The organism is Kitasatospora sp. NBC_01287 (assembly GCF_026340565.1).
In the GTDB taxonomy this organism is placed as follows: domain Bacteria; phylum Actinomycetota; class Actinomycetes; order Streptomycetales; family Streptomycetaceae; genus Kitasatospora.
Genome location: NZ_JAPEPB010000001.1, coordinates 1,404,649 through 1,424,860 on the forward strand (window position 1 = coordinate 1,404,649; position 20,212 = coordinate 1,424,860).

Consider the following 20,212-nt stretch of genomic DNA (forward strand, 5'->3'; position numbering starts at 1 on the left):
TCTCTCAGGAAATTCCGAGCTCGTTGTCGATGAAGTCGAAGATCTCGTCGGTGCTGACACCGGTCAGCCGGGCCGCGATGTCCTCGTCAGGCGGGCCGTCCTGGCCGAGCCGGCCACCGTGGCCGTCCGGGCCGAGCTGGCCGTCCTGGCCGAACCGGGCGTCGTGGCCGGCCTCGGTGTCCGCCAGGTGCCGCGCGGCGCCGAGCTCGGCGAGCAGGTCGGTCAGCCGGCGCACCGCGTGCTCCCGGGCGCCCGGGTCGGCCGCGGCCTGCTCGGTGAGCAGGGCGGCGAGCCGGTCCAGCTCCAACTCGCCGGGGCCGCCGATCCTTGGCGCCGAACTCGGCGCGGGCTCGACCGGGGCCAGCAGTTCGCGCAGGTGGGCCGCCAGGGCCAGCGGGGTGGGGTGGTCGAAGACCGCTGTGGTGGGCAGCCGCAGACCGGTCGCCCGGTTCAGCCGGTTGCGCAGTTCGATCACCCCGAGGGAGTCGAACTCGGCGTCCATGAAGCCGATCTGGGGCTGGATCACCGCCGGATCCGGGTGCCCGAGCACCGCCGCCGCCGTGGCGCGCACCAGGGCGAGCAGGATCCGCTCCTGGTCGGCGGGCTGCCGTCCGGTCAACTGCCTGGCCAGCGCCGCTGGTTCGTCTCCGCCAGGTGCGGCGGCGGCCCGGGTCGGCCGAGGTCCCACCCGGAGCAGGCCGCGCAGCACGGGGGCGAGCCGGTCGCCCTCGGTCGCGGCCGGCGCCAGGCGCGCGGCGGCCAGGGCGGCGTAAGGCGAGTCGAGCGCGGCGTCGAAGAGGGCGAGCGCCTGCTCGCTGGTCATCGGCGCCAGACCGGTGCGGGCCAGCCGCTCGGTCTCGGCGGCGCTCAGCGAGGCGGCCATGCCGCCGGCCTGCGCCCAGTGTCCCCAGGCGAGCGAGAGGGCGGGCAGGCCGCGCACCCGGCGGTGCTGGGCCAGCGCGTCCAACTGGGCGTTCGCCGCCGCGTAGTTGGCCTGGCCCGCGTTGCCGAGCAGGCCGACCGCCGAGGAGAAGAGTACGAAGGCGGCCAGGTCGAGGTGCTCGGTGGCGCGGTGCAACTGCCAGGCCCCGTCCGCCTTCGGGCGCAGCACCTGGGCGAGCCGCTCCGGTGTCAGGTCGGTGAGCAGCGTGTCCGCCAGCACCCCGGCCGCGTGCACCACGGCGGTCAGCGGGTGCTCGGGCGCCAGGCCCGCGAGCAGCCCGGCCACCGCCGCCGGATCGGCGACATCGGCGGCGGCGATGGTCACCTCGGCGCCCAGCGCGGTGAGTTCGGCGGCCAGCTCGGCGGCTCCGGCGGCTCGGGCGCCCTGCCGCCCGGCCAGCAGCAGGTGGCGCACGCCGTGGCGGGTGACCAGGCGGTGGGCGATCAGGGCACCGAGCGCGCCGGTGCCGCCGGTGATCAGCACCGTGCCCTCCGGGTCCAGGGCCCGCGGCACGGTCAGCGCGAGCTTGCCGATGTGCCGCGCCTGGCTGAACCGGCGCACCGCCTGCGGGGCGAGTCGGATGTCCTGGGCCGCCACCGGGAGCGGGCGCAGCGCGCCGTCCTCGAAGAGCGGCCGCAGCACGGCCAGGATCTCCGAGATCCGCTGCGGCGCGACGTCGAACAGGTCGAAGGCCAGGTAGGCGGCGCCGTCGTGCTCGGCCGCGACGACGGCCGGGTCGCGCTGGTCGGTCTTGCCGAGCTCGACGAACCGGCCGCCGGGGGCGAGCAGGCGCAGCGAGGCGTCGGTGAACTCCCGGGCCAGCGCGTTGAGGACGACGTCCACTCCGCGCCCGCCGGTGCGCGCCCGGAACTCCGCTTCGAAGTCCAGGGTGCGGCTGGAGGCGATCGCGTCCTGCGCCAGGCCCTGCGAGCGCAGCACCGGCCACTTGCCGGGCGCGGCGGTGCCGAGCACCACCGCTCCGCTGTGCCGGGCCAGTTGGACGGCGGCCTGGCCGACCCCGCCGGTCGCGGCGTGCACCAGCACGTGCTCGCCGGCGCGCAGCCCCGCCAGGTCGTGGAGGCCGCGGTAGGCGGTGAGGAAGGCGACCGGGGCGGTGGCCGCCTGAGCGAAGCTCCAGTCGGCCGGGATCGTGGTGAGCAGCCGGTGGTCGGTGACCGCGACGGGCCCCAGGGTGCCCTGGACCAGGCCCATCACCCGGTCGCCGGGGCGCAGTCCGGTCACGCCCGGGCCGGTCTCCAGCACCAGGCCCGCGGCCTCGGCTCCGACCCGCGCGCCACCCGGGTACATGCCCAGGGTGATCAGCACGTCCCGGAAGTTGAGGCCCGCCGCCCGGATCTCCAACCGTACCTGATGGTCCGTCAGCGGTGCCCGCGCCTCGGGGGCGGGTAGCGCCGCCAGGCTGTCCAGGCTGCCGGGCCGCTCGGTGTCCAGCCGCCAGGCGTGCTCGCCGCGCGGCGCCAGCACCTCGCCGGGCACGTCACCGGACGCGGGGGCGGCCAGCCTCGGGACCAGCGCTTCACCGGCCCGCAGGGCGAGTTCCGGCTCACCGGGGGTCCCCGGGGCGGCCGGGTTGGCCGAGTTGGCAGTGGGCCCGGCGGCCGTCACCAGGGCGGCCGGCAGGGCGGCGGCGCTCTCGGGGGTGCCGTCGGTGTCGAGGAGCAGGAAGCGGTCGGGGTGCTCGGCCTGCGCGGCGCGGACCAGGCCCCAGACCGCGGCGGCCGCGGGGTCGGGGACGTCCTCACCCGGGTGGGTGGCGACGGCCGTGCGGGTGATCAGCGCGAGGCTGCCCGGACGGTCCTCGGCCAGCCACCGCTGCAGCAGCGCGAGGGCCTGCGGCGCGGTGGTGACGGGCGCGGCGACTGTTCGGGGGGCGGTGGGAGCGGTGGCGGAGCCGGCGGGGAGCTCGGCGAGGGTGGCGTGCGCCGGGGTGTCGGCGGGGAGGCCGAGCAGCGCCGGTTCGCCGAGCAGCAGCCAGTCCGCCACCGCTCCGGTCGGAGCGGGCGCCGACGTGGGGGCGGGCGTCGGGGCGAGTGCCGGAGCAGTTGTCGGGGCGGGCGCCGGGGCGGGCGTCCAGTCGAGGCGGTAGAGGGAGTCGGCGGCCGCCGCGGCCTGGGCGCGGAAGCCGAGCGCGCCGACCGTGGCGATCCGCTCGCCGCCGGGGCCGAAGAGCCGCAGCGCGACGGCGTTCGAGCCGTTCGGGGTGATCCGGGCGCGCAGCACCGAGGCACTGTTCCGATGGAGCGTCAGATCCTGCCAGGAGAACGGGACGAGAGGCGTGCCGGCCGCCAGCAGCAGGCCGACGACGCCGTGCAGTGCCGCGTCGAGCAGCACCGGGTGCACCGCGTAGCGCCGCTCGGGCTCGGTGGGCCCGACCTCGACGAACAGCTCCTCGCCCAGCCGCCAGGCGCCGGTCAGCTGCCGGAACGCCGGGCCGTACGCGTAACCGCGCTCGGCGAGTTGCTCGTACAGACCGGTGAGTTCGACCGGTGCCGCACCGGGCGGCGGCCAAGCCGCCGCGCCCGCGTCTGCCTCAGCGCCGTCGACCTCAGCGCCGTCGACCTCAGCGCCGTCGACCTCAGCACTGTCGGCCGCCTCGGCGTCGGCGCCGACCGGCGCGATCGTGCCGCCGGCGTGCTGGGTCCATCCGGTGGCGGCGTCCTCCGGCTGCGAGCGCACCTGCAGGGTGCGCCGCCCGTCCTCGTCCGCGCCGCCGAGCAGCACCTGAAGGCGCACGGCGCCGCGCGGTGTCAGCACCAGCGGGGCCCGCAGGTCCAGTTGCTCGACGCGCACCGCGCCGACCCGGGCGGCCGCCTGCGCCGCCAGCTCGGCGAACGCGGTGCCCGGCAGCAGCACCGCGCCGCCCACCGCGTGGTCGGCCAGCCAGGGGTGGGTCCGCAGCGAGAGTCGACCGGTCAGCAACCAGCCGTCCTCCTCGCTCAGTTCGGCCGCCGCGCCGAGCAGCGGGTGATCCAGGACGAGCAGCCCGGCGGCCGCGCCGTCGGCCCGGACGGGCGCCTGGAGCCAGTGCCGGCGGCGCTGGAACGGGTAGGTGGGCAGCTCGACCCGGTGGCCGGCCCGGCCCGCGTAGGCGGGCCGCCAGTCCACCGCCGCGCCGTGCACGTGCAGATGGGCCAGCGCCTCGGTGAAGGTCAGCACCTCGGGGCGGTCCGCGCGCAGCACCGCCACGGCGGGGGCGGCGGGGGCGGCATCCGGGGCCTGCGGGATCTGCGGGATCTGCGGGTCCTCGAAGCCCGGCTCGCCCTCGAAGCTCTCCAGGCTCGCCGCGACGAGCGCGGTGAGCACCGGGGCCGGCCCGAGTTCCAGGTAGGCGCCGACCCCGAGTCCGTGCAGGGTGCGGATCCCGTCATGGAAGCGGACGGCCTCGCGGATGTGGCGCACCCAGTAGTCGGGGCTGCGCAGTTGCTCGGCGGTGGCCAGGGCACCGGTCAGGTTGGAGACCACCGGCAACCGCGGCTCGGCGTAGTCCAACGCGGCGGCAACGGCCCCGAACTCGGCCAGCACCGCGTCCATCCGGGGCGAGTGGAAAGCGTGGCTGACCTGGAGCAGCTTGGTCCGCCGCCCCTTGGCCCGCCAGCGCTCGGCGAACGCCCGGACCGGCTCGGCGTCACCGGAGACGACCACCGAGGCAGGCCCGTTGACGGCGGCGATGCCCACCCGGGCGGCGCCCGGGGCTCCTTCGGTCGCACCGGCCCCGGCCCCGGCGGCCGCGAGCTCGGGCAGCAGCTCGGCCTCGGTGGCCTGGATCGCCGCCATCGCGCCGCCGGACGGGAGCGCCTGCATCAGCCGGGCGCGGGCCGCGACCAGCGTGACGGCGTCGGGCAGCGAGAGCACCCCGGCCAGGTGGGCCGCGCTCAACTCGCCGATGGAGTGGCCGATCAGGTAGGCCGGGCGCACCCCGAAGGACTCCGCGAGCCGGTACAGCGCGACGTGCAGGGTGAACAGGGCGGGCTGGGTGTAAGCGGTGTCGTCGAGCAGCGCGGCTTGCGCGCTGCCCGGCTCGGCGAAGAGCAGCGGGCGTAGCGGGCGGTCCAGTTGCTGGTCGAAGAGTTCCGCCACGGCGTCCACCGCCTCGGCGAAGACCGGGTGGGAGCGGTAGAGCTCGCGCCCGGCGCCCGGCCGCTGGCTGCCCTGGCCGGAGAAGAGGAACGCGGTTCCAGCCGCCGCCGGGGTGGTGACCCCCTGGATCAGGGTGAACGCCGCCCCCGCAGCGCCGTCCGCTGCCGCGCCGCCCCCGATGGGCCCGGCGGCCTCAGCGGTCCGGGCGAGTGCACGCAGCGCCGCGAGCCGGTCGGCCGGGGTGGCGGCGAGCAGCACCGCGCGGTGTCCGAAGGCGGTGCGGTCGACGGCGAGCGCGTGCCCGACGTCGGCCGGGTCCAGCCGCGCCCCCTCGTCCAGCCGGTCCGCCAGCGAGGCAGCCAGCCGCGCGGCGTGCTCGCGCAGCGCCGGCTCGTCCCGGGCGGAGAGCACCCACGGCAGCGGGGCGTCCCCGGCCGGGGCCTCGTCCAGCGCCGGAACTGACGGAGCGTCAGCTTGTGACGGCGCCTCCAGGATCAGGTGCGCGTTGGTTCCGCTGATGCCGAAGGAGGAGACCGCCGCCCGTCGCGGCCGCCCGTTCTCCGGCCATGCCTGACGGTCCGTCAGCAGCTCGACCGTGCCGGCCGACCAGTCCACGTGCGGGGAGGGGCGGTCCAGGTGCAGCGTGCCGGGCAGCTCCCCGTGCCGCATCGCCTGGACCAACTTGATCACCCCGGTCACCCCGGCGGCTGCCTGGGTGTGTCCGATGTTCGACTTCGCCGAGCCGATCAGCAGCGGCCGGTCCGCCGGCCGCCCCGGCCCGTACGCGGCGATCAGCGCCTGCGCCTCGATCGGGTCGCCGAGGGCGGTCCCGGTGCCGTGCGCCTCGACGGCGTCGACCTCCTCGGGCCGCAGCCCGGCGGCGGCCAGCGCCTGGGTGATCACCCGCTGCTGGCTCGGACCGTTGGGCGCGGTCAGGCCGTTGGAGGCCCCGTCCTGGTTCACGGCGGAGCCGCGGATCAGCGCGAGCACCTGGTGCCCGCGCCGCCGGGCGTCGGAGAGCCGCTCCAGCAGCACCAGGCCCGCGCCCTCGGCCCAGGCGGTGCCGTCGGCCGCGGCGGCGAACGGCTTGCAGCGCCCGTCGGCGGCCAGCCCGCGCTGGCGGCTGAACTCGGTGAACATGCCGGGCATGGACATCACGGTCACCCCGCCCGCCAGCGCCAGGTCGCTCTCCCCCGCGCGCAGCGACTGGGCGGCCAGGTGGATCGCCACCAGCGAGGAGGAGCAGGCGGTGTCCACGGTGATCGCCGGGCCGCGCAGGCCCAGCGTGTAGGCCAACCGCCCGGAGGCGACGCTGGTCAGGGTGCCGGTCAGCGCGTGTCCCTGGTAGCTCTCCGACGTCTCGTGCAGCCGGGGGCCGTACTCCTGCGGCATCACACCGACGAAGACCCCGGTGGCGCTGTCGCGCAGCTCCGCCGGACGCAGGCCCGCGCGCTCGGCCAGCTCCCAGGTGCACTCCAGCAGCAGGCGCTGCTGGGGGTCCATGGCCGCCGACTCGCGCGGGCTGAGCCCGAAGAAGGCGCCGTCGAACCGGTCGGCGTCCTGGAGGAACCCGCCCTGGCGGGTGTAGGAGCTGCCCGGCCGCAGCCCCTCGGGGTCGTAGAGGGCCTCCAGGTCCCAGCCACGGTTGTCGGGGAACGGGCCGATCGCGTCATGCCCCTCGCGCAGCAGCTCCCAGAGCCGCTCGGGTGTGTCGGCCCCGCCCGGCCAGCGGCCGCTCAGCGCGACGATGGCGATCGGGTCGTCCTGCGCCGCCTGCGCCGTCACCGTACCCGCCACCGCTGCCGCGTCCGCGTCACGCTCGGGCCCGGCCGCCAGCTCGTGCAGGTAGGCGGCGACCGCGCGGGGCGTGGGGCGGTCGTAGGTGAGCGTGGCGGGCAGCGGCAGGCCGGTGGTGCCGACCAGCCGCTCGCGCAGTTCGACGGCGGAGACCGAGTCGAGTCCGAGGTCCTTGAAGGTCCGGTCCGGATCGACCGCCGCCGGGCCGTCGTGGCCCAGCACGAGCGCCGTGCCGACCCGGACCGCGGCGAGCGCGGCGGCCTCGTCGAGCAGCGCGCCGCCGGCCGCCGCCGCGGGCCGCTCGGCGATCGAGTCCAGCCAGAGCCGCCGCCGTTGGAACGCGTAGGTCGGCAGCGGCACCCGCCGCGCGGCGGGCCCGTGCAGCCCCGACCAGTCGACCGCGCCGCCCCTGGCGTGGAACTCCGCCAGCGAGGTGCGGAACTGGCGCAGCCCGCCCTGGTCGCGCCGCAGCGTGCCGGCCACGGCCGCGGTGCCGTCCAGGATCTGGTCCAGGCCGACGGTCAGCACCGGGTGCGGGCTGATCTCGACGAAGCCGCGGTGGCCGTCCGCGTGGGCGGCCCGGACGGCGCGCTCCAGCTCGACGGTCGAGCGCAGGTTGCGGTACCAGTAGGCGCCGGTCAGCTCGGTGGTGTCCAGGGCGGCGCCGGTGACCGTGGAGTAGAAGGCGGTCGCGGCCCGGCGCGGCCCGATGCCGTGCAGCAGCTCCGGCAGGCTCCGCGCCAGCGGCTCGACGTGCGGCGAGTGCGAGGCGTAGTCGACCGGGACCAGCTTGGCCCGCAGGCCCTCGTCCCGGCACTCGGCGACCAGCGCCTCGACCGCCGCCAGATCACCGGAGACCACGGTCGCGCCCGGCCCGTTGACGGCGGCGACGGCCAGCCGGCCCGCGAACCGCTCGACGCGGGAACGGACTTCGTCGGCCGGCAGCGGGATCGAGGCCATCCCCCCGCGCGGCGCGGCCGGCTGCCGACCGTCGAACTGCCGACCTTCCGACCGGCGCCCCGCGGCCGGGCGCCCGGCGGCGAGTCCGGCGATGGCACGGGCGCGCAGCGCGACCACGGCGGCGGCGTCCGCGAGCGGAAGGGCACCCGCCACCGCGGCCGCGGCGATCTCGCCCTGCGAGTGCCCGATCACGGCGTCCGGGTGCACGCCCGAGGCCTGCCAGAGCGCGGCCAGCGAGACCATCACGGCGAAGAGCGCGGGCTGCACGACCGCCACCCGCTCCAACTGCTCGGCCGCACCGGAGCTGCCGAGCAGCACGTCCAGCAGCGCGAAGTCGGTGTGCGGGGCCAACGCGTCGGCGCACTCCTCCAGCCGCTCGGCGAACGCCGGTGCGGTCGCGTGGAGTTCACGTGCCATGCCGGCCCACTGGGAGCCCTGCCCGGGGAAGACGAAGACGGTGCCCCGGCCGCCGCGCGCCACCCCGCGCACCAGGTCGGGGTGCTGGTCACCGCGCTCCAACGCGGCCAGTGCGGCGAGCAGTTCGGCGTGCTCGGAGGCCTGGACGGCGGAGGCCTGGACGGCGGGAGGCTGGACGGCGGAAGGCTGGACGGCGGAAGGCTGGACGGCGGAAGGCTGGACGGCGGGGGCCTGGCCCAGCAGGACGGCCCGGTGCTCGAAGCCGGTGCGGGTGGTGGCCAGCGTGTGGCCCACGTCCGCCGGGCGGAGGCCGGGGTGCTCCTGGAGGTGCGCGCGCAGGCGGGAAGCCTGCTCGCGCAGGGCCGCAGGGGTGCGGCCGGAGAGCGGCCAGAGCACGGGCCCACGCTCCCGCGACGGAGCGTCAGAAGCGGCTGCCACCAAGGCGGTCCGCTCCGGAGCCGGTCCCACCAGCACATGGGCGTTGGTCCCGCCCACCCCGAAGGAGCTCACTCCCGCGATCAGCGGCCGCTCGGGCGCGGGCCAGGCCCCGGACTCGGTGCGGACCCGCAGGCCGAGCCCGTCGAAGTCGATGTCAGGGTTGGGCTGTTCGAAGTTCAAGCTGGCGGGCAGCCGCCGGTGCCGCACGCTGAGCACGGTCTTCAGCAGCCCGACGATCCCCGAAGCACCTTCCAGGTGACCGACGTTGGTCTTGGCCGAACCGACCAGCAGCGGCTCGCCGGCCGGGCGGCCCTCGCCGAGCGCCGCACCGAGCCCGGCGGCTTCGATCGGATCGCCCACCCGGGTCCCGGTGCCGTGCAGTTCCACGTACTGGACCTGCTCGGCGCGCAGCCCGGCCCGGCGCGTCGCGGTCCGCACCAGCTCCGCCTGGGCACTCGCACTCGGCACCGTCAGGCCCTCGGTGGCGCCGTCGCTGTTGACGGCGCCGGCGAGCAGGACGGCGTGCACCGTGTCACCGTCCGCCACCGCGGCGGCCAGCGGCTTCAGCACCAGCAGCACGCCGCCCTCGCCCCGGGCGTAGCCGTTGGCCCGCGCGTCGAAGGTGAAGCAGCGGTCGTCCGGGGAGAGCGCGCCGAACCGCTCGACGGTCAGCGTGCTTTCGGCGGCCAGGTTGAGGTTGACCCCGGCGGCGAGCGCGAGTTCGGACTCACCGGAGCGCAGGCTCTCCATCGCCAGGTGGACGGCGACCAGCGAGGAGGACTGCGCGGAGTCGACGGTCAGGCTCGGCCCGCGCAGGTCCAGCGCGTAGGAGATCCGGTTGGCGATGATGCCCCGGTTCAGACCGGTGAGGCTGTGCCGGGTGAGCGCCGCCCCCGCGCCGCGGGTCACCAGCGTGGCGTAGTCGCCGCCGATCGCTCCGACGAAGACCCCGGCCGGGCGCCCGGCCAGCGTGGCGGGCCGGACACCCGCGTCCTCCAGGGCCTCCCAGGCGAGTTCGAGCAGCAACCGCTGCTGCGGGTCGCTGGCGGCGGCCTCGGCCGGCGAGATTCCGAAGAACTCCGGGTCGAACCGGTCGACCTGGGCCAACCAGCCGCCGGCCCTGGCCGCCTCGCCCTCGGCGAAGCGCCCCGCGGGCGGGCGGCCGACCGCGCTCGCACCGCGGTCCAGCAGCTCCCAGAACTCCTGCGGGCTCGCCGCGCCGGGGAGGCGGCAGGCGGCGCCCACGACGGCCACGGCCTGCGTGGCGGCGGCGCGGGCCGACTCGGGCGGGGTAAGCGCTTCCAGGGGCATGGCGGGCTTCCACTCTGGGGGACGGCGATGGGCGATGTCCCTCAGACTTCCGCGAGTGGCGCTGGAGCTGACCCCTAGGCAACCCCTGTGGTACCCCTACCGGCCAGCAGCAAGGGGGTGTCGAGCGGTCCATCGGGTCCGACCGGACCGGCCAGGGCTGCCATGCCCACCAGGCCCGGCAGGCCTGTCAAGCCCGGCAGGCCTGTCAGGCCGGTCAGACCTGTCAAGCCCGGCAAGCCCGGCAGGCCTGTCAGGCCCACCGCTCCGGGCGTGGTCGGCGGGCCGGCCGGTGCGGGCAGCCCGACCGCGTCGACCTGGGCCAGGCGCGGGCCGAGGTCGACCCGGCGGCGGACCCCGAGCTTGCGGTACACCCGGGTCAGGTGCTGCTCGACCGTGCTGACCGTGATGTAGAGCTTGCGGGCGATCTCCCGGTTGCTGAGCCCGTGCGCCGCCAGCTCCGCCACCCGCCGCTCGGCATCGCTCAGACTCGCGTCGGCCTGCGCGCCCGACGGCACCGGCGAGCCCGGCGCCACCGGCGCGGGCGCGGCGGCCGGCGCGGGGGCCGACGCGGGCGCGGCGGCCGACGCGACGGTGGTCGGCGGGCCGACCGGAGCGGGCACCGCGGCCAGCGCGCCCACCGCCGCCAGCGCCCCGACCGCTGAGAGCGTCCCCGCGCCGGCCGGCGAGTGGCGTCGGCGGCGCTCCGTCAGGCGGGCCCGCACCGGATCCCCCTGGACCTGATGGGCGACGCTCAACTCAGCCAGCACACCGGACAGTTCGTACTCGTCGCCGGCTTCCTCCAGCGCCCCGACAGCAGCTTCGAGCAGCTCGGTGCGCCCGCCCCGGCCCCCGGCCGCCGCCCGGACCCGCAGCGCCATCCCCCGCACCCGGGCGTGCCCGGACGCGCCGAGCCTGGCCTCCTGCTCCTCGGCCAGCGCGAGCGCGGTGCCAGGGCGGCCGAGCGCCAGCTGGGTGCGCGCCGCGCCGATCCGCCAGGGGACCAGGCCGGGCAGGTGGTCCAGCCCCCAGCGCGCCATCGTCTCGCCGCAGGCCCGGAAGTCGGCGAGCGCCTGGTCCAGTTGGCCGGTCGCCAACCGGTGCCCGCCGCGCGCGTACCGGTAGTGCAGCCCGGCGGGAGTGCGGTCCATCTCCGTCGGCGTCTCCAGTGCCAGGTAACGGGCGGCCTCCTGGTGGCGGCCCAGCGCGGTCTGCACCGCGACCATGGTGGCGAGCGGGACGCCGACCGCCACCCCCCAGCTGTCCGGGTGCACGGCGGCGAAGGCCGCCTTGGCACCCTCCTCCGCCCCGCGCAGGTCGCCCTGTCGCCACGCCGTCTCCGCCCGCAGGGCGGAGAAGAGCGCGTGCCAGGCGGTGCTGCACAGGCTCCCGGTGCGCTGCGCGATCGGTCCGCACCAGCGGGCCGCGAGATCCGCCCGGTCGGCGTAGACCAGGACGGTGAGCGCCGCGGTCAGTGACTCCACCGAGACCGGCGAACGGCCCAACTGCCCGGCCCGCAGCAGCTGCTCGGCCTGCCGTACCGCCGTCACGGGGTCGGTCCCGGCCAGCAGCGCCGCCAACACCTGGGTGCCGCCCGGCCGCACGCCGAGGAGCGCCCGCGCGCCACCGCCCGTCCCCGCGGCACCGCCTGCCCCCGCGCCAACGCCCGTCCCCTCGCCACCGCCCGTCCCCACGTTGGCGGACGGCAGGAGCGAGGGGTACCAGTACGCCAGCCAGGCGCGCAGCTCACGGGTGGCCGCACCGCCACCCGGGGCCGCCTCGGCCCTGGCCAACTCGCCCAGCCCCTCGGTGACCCGGCCGTGCCAGAAGAGGTAGCGCAGCGGCTTGAGGTCGAGGCTGCCACCCGCCTCGCTGCCACCTGCCTCCTCCCGGGCGGCCGGCCCGTCATCCGACGGGTGGTCGGCGGCGACCGGCGGCTCGACCGCGACCACCGGCCCACCCGGGGCCCGCGCCGCCGGCGGCCGCGGCACCCGCTCCCCCAGCCCGGCGGAGCGCGGCGGCGGCACCGACCAGGGCGACCTGGACTGCCCTGCGGCGGCCTGCAGTTGGACCGCCACCGTGGCGTCGGGCGCGCCGGTCGCGGTCAGCAGCTCCGCCGCCCGCCGGTGCAGCCCGGCCAGTTCGGCGGGCCGCACGGCGGCCAGCAGGTCGCCGGCGGCGGTGGGGTGCCGGAAGGCGCCGTCCTGGAACAGCCCGGCCGCGTGCAGCAGGTAGAAGGCGCGGGCCAGCGAGTCGGGTGCGAGCAGCAGCAGTTCGGCGAGCAGTTCCGGTTCGGCGGCACCCCCGAGCACCGCGACGCCACGCGCGCAACGCAGCGCCAGTGGGTCCATCCGGTGCAGGCAGCTCATCAGGCCCCTGCGGTAGCTCTCCCCCACCGCCAGTCCGCCGTCCGGCGACCCGCCGGTGCCCAGGGCGTTCGCGCCTCGGCCACCGCCACCGAACTGTCGCACGTCCCCCTGATCATCCATCAGCGCGTCCACCAGCAGCCGGTTCCCACCGGTCAGCGCGTGCGCCTCGGCGGCGTGCTCGACCCCGGCGCGCAGGCCGAACCGCTGCCGCCAGAGCTCGGCCACCTCGCGCGGGGCGAGCAACTCCAGCTTGACCCGCTCGTGGTGCGGCTGTCGGGCCAGCTCGACGTCGAAGAACGGGTTCGGCGGCGTCATCGTCTCGCGCGAGCTGAGGACGGTGAGCACCCGTGCGTTGCGGGTGCGGCGGACCAGGTAGAGCAGGAACTCCAGGGACTGCAGGTCGACGTCCTGCCGGTCGTCGACCGCGATCAGCAGCGGTCGGCGCTCGGCGAGTTCGAGCAGCAGCGCGCAGAGCCCCTCCAGGGCGTGCTGCGCGAGGCGGGGCGAGCGGTGCTCGGCCAGCGGGTGGCTCCCGGCGCCGTCCGGCTCGGTCTCCTCGATCACCGCGCCGCGCAGCAGCAGCGCCGCGCGCGCCGCGCCGTCCCGGTCGAGCTCGGCGCTGTCGAGGAGTTGGCGCAGCAGCCCGAGCGGGAAGTCCCGCTCCAGCGGCGAGCCGGTGCCGACCAGCACCCGCGCACCGCTCAGCGCGGCCTCCTCCATGAAGGTGTAGAGCAGCTCGCTGCGGCCGCTGCCCACCGAGCCGTTCAGGGCGACGACACCGCCACGGCCGTTCAGGCAGCGCTCCAGCGCCTCGGTCAGCCGGTGGAACTCGCGGTCGCGCCCGAACGGCAGCGGCCTGGGGAAAGTGCGCGTGGTGGGCGCGGCGAACGCGGACATCCGTTCTCCTGGTACAAGGCGCACGGCGCTCGCCCGGGGCCGGGGCGGGTCACGTGCGAGAAGCGTGGAATTCGGGTGGCAGGGAGGCCGGAGGCACTCGGCGTGCCCGGTCGGGACACGAGGGGACGGGGTCCGAGCGGCCGTGGCGGCGGCGATCGAGAAGGAGCGACGGGCCCGGCGGCCCGGTCCGATGAGCCGACCGGGCCAGCTGGTCAGCTCATCGGCCGAGGTGGCCCCGTCCTGGCGGAGCCGAACGCGGGGCGCCGAGACGGAGTACGGACCAGGTTGGTCGCCCGCTGGGACGGCCAAGGCAGCGGTCCGCTGGACCGGGGCGGCCCGAGCCGCCGCACAGCCACCCGCCGACCCGTCGATCGACTACTGGTGACGCGTGGTCAACAACAGAGCGAGCTGGCGCGACGCAGCAGATCGATGTCCAGCCGGGCGACCAGCATCAGCTGGCCGGCCGCACCATCGGACCCCTGCCGCATGAACCTCTCCGTCCCAGCCCCTCAGGGGCCGGCTGCGCTTGTGGACATGACACCCATGCCACCTGGCTTATCCCCGGGGCACCCCACCCGCAGTGGAGGGTTGCCAGTCAGCCGGCCGGGGCCCGTGGCTGACATTCTTCGCCGAGCCCGAGTGTACGAACGCCGTGTCGACGCCGTCAATCGACGTCCACCCACTGTCGCGCTCGGCAGCCCGCCGCCTCCGCCCCCTTTGACCAGCGCGCATCAAGATCTGACCACGCGTCACGCCGCCCCTACCGATCCATGGGCAGGATCACGGTCCGCTCGCCGCCCGGTACGGGATCATGAGCACCGTGGTCAACTGAAGGGGATCCGATGACAGCCCAACCCGCGCGGCCCGACCAGCCCGACCGGCCCGTTCTCCCCCACCCGCCGCTCGACGAGCGGCGGGTCGACGCCTACCTGGCCCGGATCGGCGCCGCCCGGCCCGCCGCACCCGACCTGGCCGGCCTGCGCGCCCTGCAGCAGGCGCACCTGGCCCGGGTCCCGTTCGAGAACCTGAGCGTGCGGCTCGGCGAGCCGATCGTGCTGGAGCCGGACGCCCTGGTGGCCAAGCTGCTCGACCGGCACCGCGGCGGGTTCTGCTACGAACTCAACGGCGCCTTCGCCGCGCTGCTCGGCGCGCTCGGCTACCGGGTCGAGCTACTGGCGGCCCGGGTCTTCGGCGACAACGGGCCGGGTCCGCTCTTCGGCCACCTGGCACTGCGGGTGCTGCTGGCCGAACCCTGGCTGGTGGACGTGGGCTTCGGGCGGTTCAGCGGCCTGCCGCTGCGGCTGGCCGACCGCGGCGAGCAGCACGACCCGGCCGGCGTCTTCACCGTCCGCGATCACGGGCCCGACCTCGACGTCCTGGAGCACGGCGCGCCCCAGTACCGACTGGACCAACGCTCCTACCAGCTCCCGGACTTCGTCCCGACCTGCTGGTGGCAGGCCACCTCCCCGGACTCGCACTTCACCCGGAGCACCACCTGCTCGCGGGCCACCGCCGAGGGCCGGATCACGCTCTCCGGCGACCGGCTGATCCGCACGGCCGGCGGCGAGCGCCACGAGGAGCGGCTCACCGACCCGGACGAGCGGCTCGCGGCCTACCGCGAGCACTTCGGCATCACGCTGGAGCCGGCGGCGCTGGAGCGGCTGGGCTGAGGAGTCAGTGCGGGTGGGCCGGGCTGGACGGTGCGGGGTGGTGTTGACGGCAGGCCCTCACCCCGTGGGCATCACGTGCGCCAGCGGCTCCCCCTTGGCGAACCGGGTCAGCTGGGCGCCGATCAACCGCTGGGCGCGGGGCAGGAACGCCGAGGAGCTGCCGCCCACGTGCGGGCTGATCAGCACGCCCGGCGCGTGCCAGAGCGGGTGGCCCGCGGGCAGCGGCTCGGGGTCGGTGACGTCCAGGGCCGCCCGCAACCGACCCGACGTCAGCTCAGCGAGCAGCGCGTCCGTCACCACGACCGGGCCGCGAGCGACGTTGACCAGCAGCGCGCCGTCCCGCAGCGTGGCGAGGAAGGCGCTGTCCACCAGGCCCCGGGTCTGCGGCGAGAGCGGCACGGCGAGGATCACCACGTCTGCCAGCGGCAGCAGTTCGGGCAGCTCGGCCAGCGAGCGGACCGGACCGGCCGGTGCCTCACGCGCCGTGCGGGCCACCCGCAGGACCTCGCACTCGAAGGGCCGCAGCCGGTCCTCGATCGCCGCGCCGACCGATCCGTACCCGACGATCAGCACGGTCCGGTCCGCCAGCGCCGGGTAGAAACCGGACCGCCACTCCTCGCGCTCCTGCCCGCGCACGAAGCCCGGGATGTCGCGCAGCGCGGCCAGCGTGAGCGCCACCGCCAGCTCGGCGGTGCTCGCGTCGTGCACCCCGCGGGCGTTGCAGAGCGTGACGCCCGGCGGCACGTGCGGCGAGATGTCGTCCACCCCAGCGGTCTGCGTCTGCACCACGCGCAGTCGCTCCATCGCGGGCAGCAGCGGCAGCACCGTCCCGGTCCGCAGGTACGGCACGACCAGGAGCTCGACCCGCGCCAGCAGCTCGGCGGGCGGCGGCCCCGGCCGGCCGTCGCAGGCGGCGCCGTCGAAGGTGTGCACCTCGACACCACCTGGCAGGCCCGGGATCTCCGCGGCCGGATAGGGCAGCAGCACCACGGGGTCGGACAGCGGGACGGTGGATTCAGCGCTCATGGATGCTGAATCTACCGAGCCACCACCGGCGGGGCACACCACGCCCGGCGACCGCCGAGGGCGGGGAGGAGGCTCGACCTCCCGGGCGGCACGAGTCGCCAACGGGCCGCGCGGAGGGTGGCGGGCGTCGGCTCTTCAGCGTGGCGACGCGGGGGGACGCTCCCTCGATGACTGTCGGCGGGCGTCGGATTCCCGATAGCGGCGATGCATTTTCAGCTGACGGATGACAGATTTCAGATTCTGTCATCCGTCATCACGACAACGCCGTTTGGCCGACCCTCGCCCACTCCGTAAAGTTCACCGAGTACATCCCCACTCCACCATCAGCGACACAAGGAAGCGGCACGCCATGACGACGGCAGCGGAGCAGCGACACGACCGGCAGGAGCCGATCGGCTACCCGACGCCGCCCGGCGAGGGCCAGCAGACCGCCGCCACCGAGGCCACCACCGCGACCACCGAGGCCACCGAGGCCGCCGCCGCCGAGGCCACCGAGGCCACCGAGGCCACCGAGGCCGAACTCGACTTCGGCCCCGGGCTCGCGCCCGAGCGCCTGCGCCTCTGCCTCGACGTGCTCGCCGAGCTGGACGGCCTCCCGATCGACCACCCCGACGCGATCACCGTGCGCCAGGCCGTCGCCGGCATCTTCCGCACCGTGAAGCAGCGCCGCCGCCAGGAGGTGCGCGCCGCGAAGACGGCCAACGACCGCGCCGTCACCGCGCGCACCGCGACCGGCGCGCCCGGCCGGATCGACGACGAGACCGCGGGTGTCTTCGGTCTCACCAGCCCGACCGCGACCGCCGAGATCGCCGGCATCCTGCAGCGCCCGCGCTCCTGCTACGTCTGCAAGGGCCGCTACGTCGAGGTCGACGCGTTCTACCACCAGCTCTGCCCGACGTGCGCCGAGACCAACCGGACCCGCCGGGACGCGTCGGCCGACCTCACCGGTCGCCGGGCGCTGCTCACCGGCGGCCGGGCCAAGATCGGCATGTACATCGCGCTCCGCCTGCTGCGTGACGGTGCCCACACGACCATCACCACCCGGTTCCCGAACGACGCGATCCGCCGCTTCACCGAGATGCCGGACAGCGCGAACTGGCTGCACCGCCTGAAGATCGTCGGCATCGATCTGCGCGACCCCGCCCAGGTCGTCGCGCTGGCCGACTCGGTGGCCGCCGAGGGCCCGCTGGACATCCTGATCAACAACGCCGCGCAGACGGTGCGCCGCTCCCCCGCCGCCTACGCCGAGCTGGTCGCCGCCGAGTCCGCGCCGCTGCCGGCCGGGCAGTTGCCCGCCAGCGAGGTGATCGGCGCCTTCGGCAGCGGCAGCGTCGACCGCCCCGCGCTGCCCGGGCAGGCGAGCGGCGAGCGCGAGGCGCTCACCGCGCAGCAGGTCACCGCGCTCGCGCTGGTCACCGGCTCGGCCTCGCCGGCCCGGATCGAGGCGGGCACCGCGATCGACGCGGGCGGCCTGGTGCCGGACCTCGCCGACTCCAACAGCTGGGTGCAGACCGTCAGCGAGGTCGACCCGATCGAGCTGCTGGAGGTGCAGCTCTGCAACTCCACGGCGCCGTTCATCCTGGTCAGCCGCCTGCGCAAGGCGCTCGCCGCCTCCCCTGCCCGCCGCAAGTACGTGGTGAACGTCTCGGCCATGGAGGGCCAGTTCAGCCGGGGTTACAAGGGCGCGGGGCACCCGCACACCAACATGGCCAAGGCCGCGCTGAACATGCTCACCCGCACCAGCGCGCTGGAGATGCTGGAGAACGACGGCATCCTGATGACCGCCGTGGACACCGGCTGGATCACCGACGAGCGGCCGCACCCGGACAAGATGCGGCTGGCCGAGGAGGGCTTCCACGCCCCGCTCGACCTGGTGGACGGCGCGGCCCGGGTCTACGACCCGATCGTGCGCGGCGAGCACGGCGAGGACGTCTACGGCTGCTTCCTCAAGGACTTCGAGCCCTCTCCTTGGTGACCCCCGACGCGGCGACCGACCGCGGCACGAGCGACGGCACCGCAGCCGACCGGGCCCCGCTGGAGCGTGCCCCGATCAGTGGTGCCCCGCTGGACCGTACGCCGCTGGACCGTACGCCGCTGGACCGGGCCCCGCTGATCGGCGCGGGCGTCATCGTCCCCACCACCGACGGGCGCGGCGTGCTGCTCGGCCGCCGCACCACGGCGGGCGAACCGCCGACCTGGGGCCTGCCCGGCGGCAAGGTGGACCACCCTGGCGAGTCGTTCGAGCAGGCAGCGGCGCGCGAACTGGCCGAGGAGACCGGGATCGAGCTGCCCGCCGGGCTGATGCGGGTACTCGGGGTGCTCCTCGACCACCTGGACGGCCGCCCCCGGCTGACCGCAGCCGTGCTCGCGCCGCCGAGCGACGCGCCGGCCGAGGTCACCGAGCCGCACGCGTGCGGGGGTTGGGAGCGGTGCGCGCTCGACCGGCTGCCCGCACCCCTCTTCGGGCCCTCCGCCTGGGTGTTGGGCCTCTGGCTGCCGACCCCCGCACCGCTGCCCGCCGGGGTCTTCCGCTACCCGGCGAGCACCCGGCCGTGACCCGGCGCTGAGCCGCCCTCACGCACCCCCACCCCCAGCCCCACCCCCGCCCCGCTCCGCCCACCCCCAGCCCCACCCCCGCCTCTCCTCCGCCCTCACCCCCGCCCCGCCCCGCCCCGCCCCGCCTCCTGTTCAACTGCGCAGGCGAGCCGCCCCGTTCCGCCGCTTCCGGCTATCGTCCCCTGCCACGAGGAGGGCGCGGTCAGAACGCGCCGGAGCCGAGCGCGACCAGGTCCCCTGGCGGTGCCGGACTTGAGATGAGGGCGAGCTGCGTGAGCGACCGTGCGAGTCTGACCGAGCAGTACCTGGCCCGGGTGCGGGCGAGCGGCGCCACCGCTGCCGAGCTGATCGGGAGCCAGCCCGACTCGGCCCAGCTCACTGCGTTCTACGGCAAGGAGTTCCTCTCCCGGCCGCTCTTCATCGGCCGGGCCGAGCTGGAGCAGCTCGAACTCGACCTGCTGCGGTTCCACGGCGCCCTGACCCGGCTGCCCGAACTGCTCTTCGGCGGCGACCTCGGCGCCTTCGCCCGCGCGGTGGGCATGACGGAGGTGCAGGTCTCGGCGATCCTGCGCGGTCGTGGCCAGGGTGTGACCCGGCAGACCCGCGCGGACATCTACTGCACCGAGTCCGGGTTCAAGATGCTCGAGTGCAACATGGGCAGCGCGCTCGGCGGCATGGACAACGGCGTGATGGCCCAGGCACTGCTGGAGCACCCGGTGCTGCGCGACTTCGCCGCCGAGCACCGGCTCGGCTTCGTCGACTCCACCGAGGTCCAGGTCCACAACACGGTGACCGAGTGCGGCTTCACCCTGGCGGACCACCCGGTGGTGGCACTGGCCGACTGGCCGAGCAGCTACGAGACCCTGGCCCCCTACAACAAGCTGCTCTGCGAGCGCTGGGGGAGCTACGGGCTGGAGGCGCACGCCTGCCACATCGGCGAGTTGGAGGTGCGCGACGGCCGGGTCCGGCTGGCGGGGCGGCCGATCGACATCGTGGTGCGCACCTTCCTGATCGAGGACCTGCTGGAATCCCCCGAGGCCCCCGCGCTGATGGACCCGGTGCTGGACGCGGCCGAGGCAGGGCTGGTCAAGATCTTCACCCCGATGGCCACCGAGGCCTTCGCCAGCAAGGGCGCGCTGGCGATGCTCTCCGACGAGCGCAACCGCCACCTCTTCACCGCCGAGGAGTTGGAGAGTCTGGACCGCCTGCTGCCGTGGACCCGGATGGTCCGGGCCGGCCAGGTCACCCTGGAGGACGGGGAGCGGGTCGAGTTGCTCGACCACGCCCTGGCCCATCAGGAGTCGCTCGCCCTCAAGCCGACCCTGCTGCACGGCGGTCAGGGCATCGTGCTCGGCTGGGACGAGCGGGTGAGCGCCGACGCCTGGCGCGAGCAGATCGCCGCCGCGGTGGACGGGCCGTACCTGCTGCAGCGCCGCGCGGTCCCGGTGACGGAGTACTTCCCGGACGAGCAGGGCGAGTTGGTTCCCTGGCTGGTCGCCTGGGGCGTCTTCACCGGCGTCAACGGCTACGGCGGCGCCTACGCGCGCGGCCTGCCGATGGACAGCGCCTCGGGCATCGTCAACACCGCCGCCGGAGCCCTGGCCTCCTCCGTGCTGATCGAACTCCCGCCGCTCGACTGACCGGAGCACCCGCCACCGGGCGGGGCGCCCGGCGCCCCGCCCCACCGCCCCCCACCCCGCCGCCCCACCACTCCGACATCCCGACACCCCGAC

General features: G+C 75.9%; 7 protein-coding genes and 1 riboswitch. Of the genes, 4 read left to right on the top strand and 3 right to left on the bottom strand.

What is annotated here, in order from left to right; genetic code table 11:
- Positions 1–4 precede the first annotated feature (4 nt).
- Positions 5–9,964, bottom strand: a complete 9,960-nt coding sequence (locus OG455_RS05640; RefSeq protein WP_266290828.1) for a type I polyketide synthase — start codon at positions 9,962–9,964, stop codon at positions 5–7.
- Positions 9,965–10,038: 74 nt separating this feature from the next.
- The gene (locus OG455_RS05645; protein WP_266290830.1) at positions 10,039–13,227 is read right to left on the bottom strand and encodes a LuxR family transcriptional regulator; all 3,189 of its coding nucleotides are present in this window, start codon (positions 13,225–13,227) and stop codon (positions 10,039–10,041) included.
- A 517-nt stretch (positions 13,228–13,744) separates the two neighbouring features.
- A riboswitch (SAM riboswitch) is annotated at positions 13,745–13,858 on the bottom strand.
- Positions 13,859–14,069: 211 nt separating this feature from the next.
- On the opposite strand from OG455_RS05645, the gene OG455_RS05650 reads away from it, so the two are divergent.
- Positions 14,070–14,897 carry an arylamine N-acetyltransferase gene (locus OG455_RS05650; protein ID WP_266290832.1) on the top strand — a complete coding sequence of 276 codons (828 nt, stop codon included), beginning with the start codon at positions 14,070–14,072 and terminating at the stop codon, positions 14,895–14,897.
- A gap of 57 nt (positions 14,898–14,954) precedes the next feature.
- On the opposite strand, the gene OG455_RS05655 is transcribed toward OG455_RS05650, so the two are convergent.
- On the bottom strand, positions 14,955–15,923 hold the full coding sequence (locus tag OG455_RS05655; RefSeq protein ID WP_266290834.1) for a 2-hydroxyacid dehydrogenase: 969 nt from the start codon (positions 15,921–15,923) through the stop codon (positions 14,955–14,957).
- 349 nt (positions 15,924–16,272) lie between these two features.
- Between OG455_RS05655 and OG455_RS05660 the strand changes: the two genes are divergently transcribed.
- From OG455_RS05660 to OG455_RS05670, 3 genes are all read left to right on the top strand, one after another.
- Positions 16,273–17,898, top strand: coding sequence for an SDR family NAD(P)-dependent oxidoreductase (locus OG455_RS05660; protein ID WP_266290836.1), 1,626 nt, complete (start codon positions 16,273–16,275; stop codon positions 17,896–17,898).
- Positions 17,895–18,479, top strand: a complete 585-nt coding sequence (locus OG455_RS05665; protein WP_266290838.1) for an NUDIX hydrolase — start codon at positions 17,895–17,897, stop codon at positions 18,477–18,479. Before OG455_RS05660 ends, OG455_RS05665 begins: the two co-directional genes overlap by 4 nt.
- A 272-nt stretch (positions 18,480–18,751) precedes the next feature.
- Positions 18,752–20,119, top strand: a complete 1,368-nt coding sequence (locus OG455_RS05670; RefSeq protein WP_266290840.1) for a hypothetical protein — start codon at positions 18,752–18,754, stop codon at positions 20,117–20,119.
- Positions 20,120–20,212: the final 93 nt, after the last annotated feature.

Bases quoted from the DNA above. Each gene is read 5' to 3' on its own strand.
- OG455_RS05650 (WP_266290832.1), top strand. From the start codon at position 14,070: ATGACAGCCCAACCCGCGCGGCCCGACCAGCCCGACCGGCCCGTTCTC.
- OG455_RS05645 (WP_266290830.1), bottom strand. From the start codon at position 13,227: ATGTCCGCGTTCGCCGCGCCCACCACGCGCACTTTCCCCAGGCCGCTG.
- OG455_RS05640 (WP_266290828.1), bottom strand. From the start codon at position 9,964: ATGCCCCTGGAAGCGCTTACCCCGCCCGAGTCGGCCCGCGCCGCCGCC.
- OG455_RS05660 (WP_266290836.1), top strand. From the start codon at position 16,273: ATGACGACGGCAGCGGAGCAGCGACACGACCGGCAGGAGCCGATCGGC.
- OG455_RS05655 (WP_266290834.1), bottom strand. From the start codon at position 15,923: ATGAGCGCTGAATCCACCGTCCCGCTGTCCGACCCCGTGGTGCTGCTG.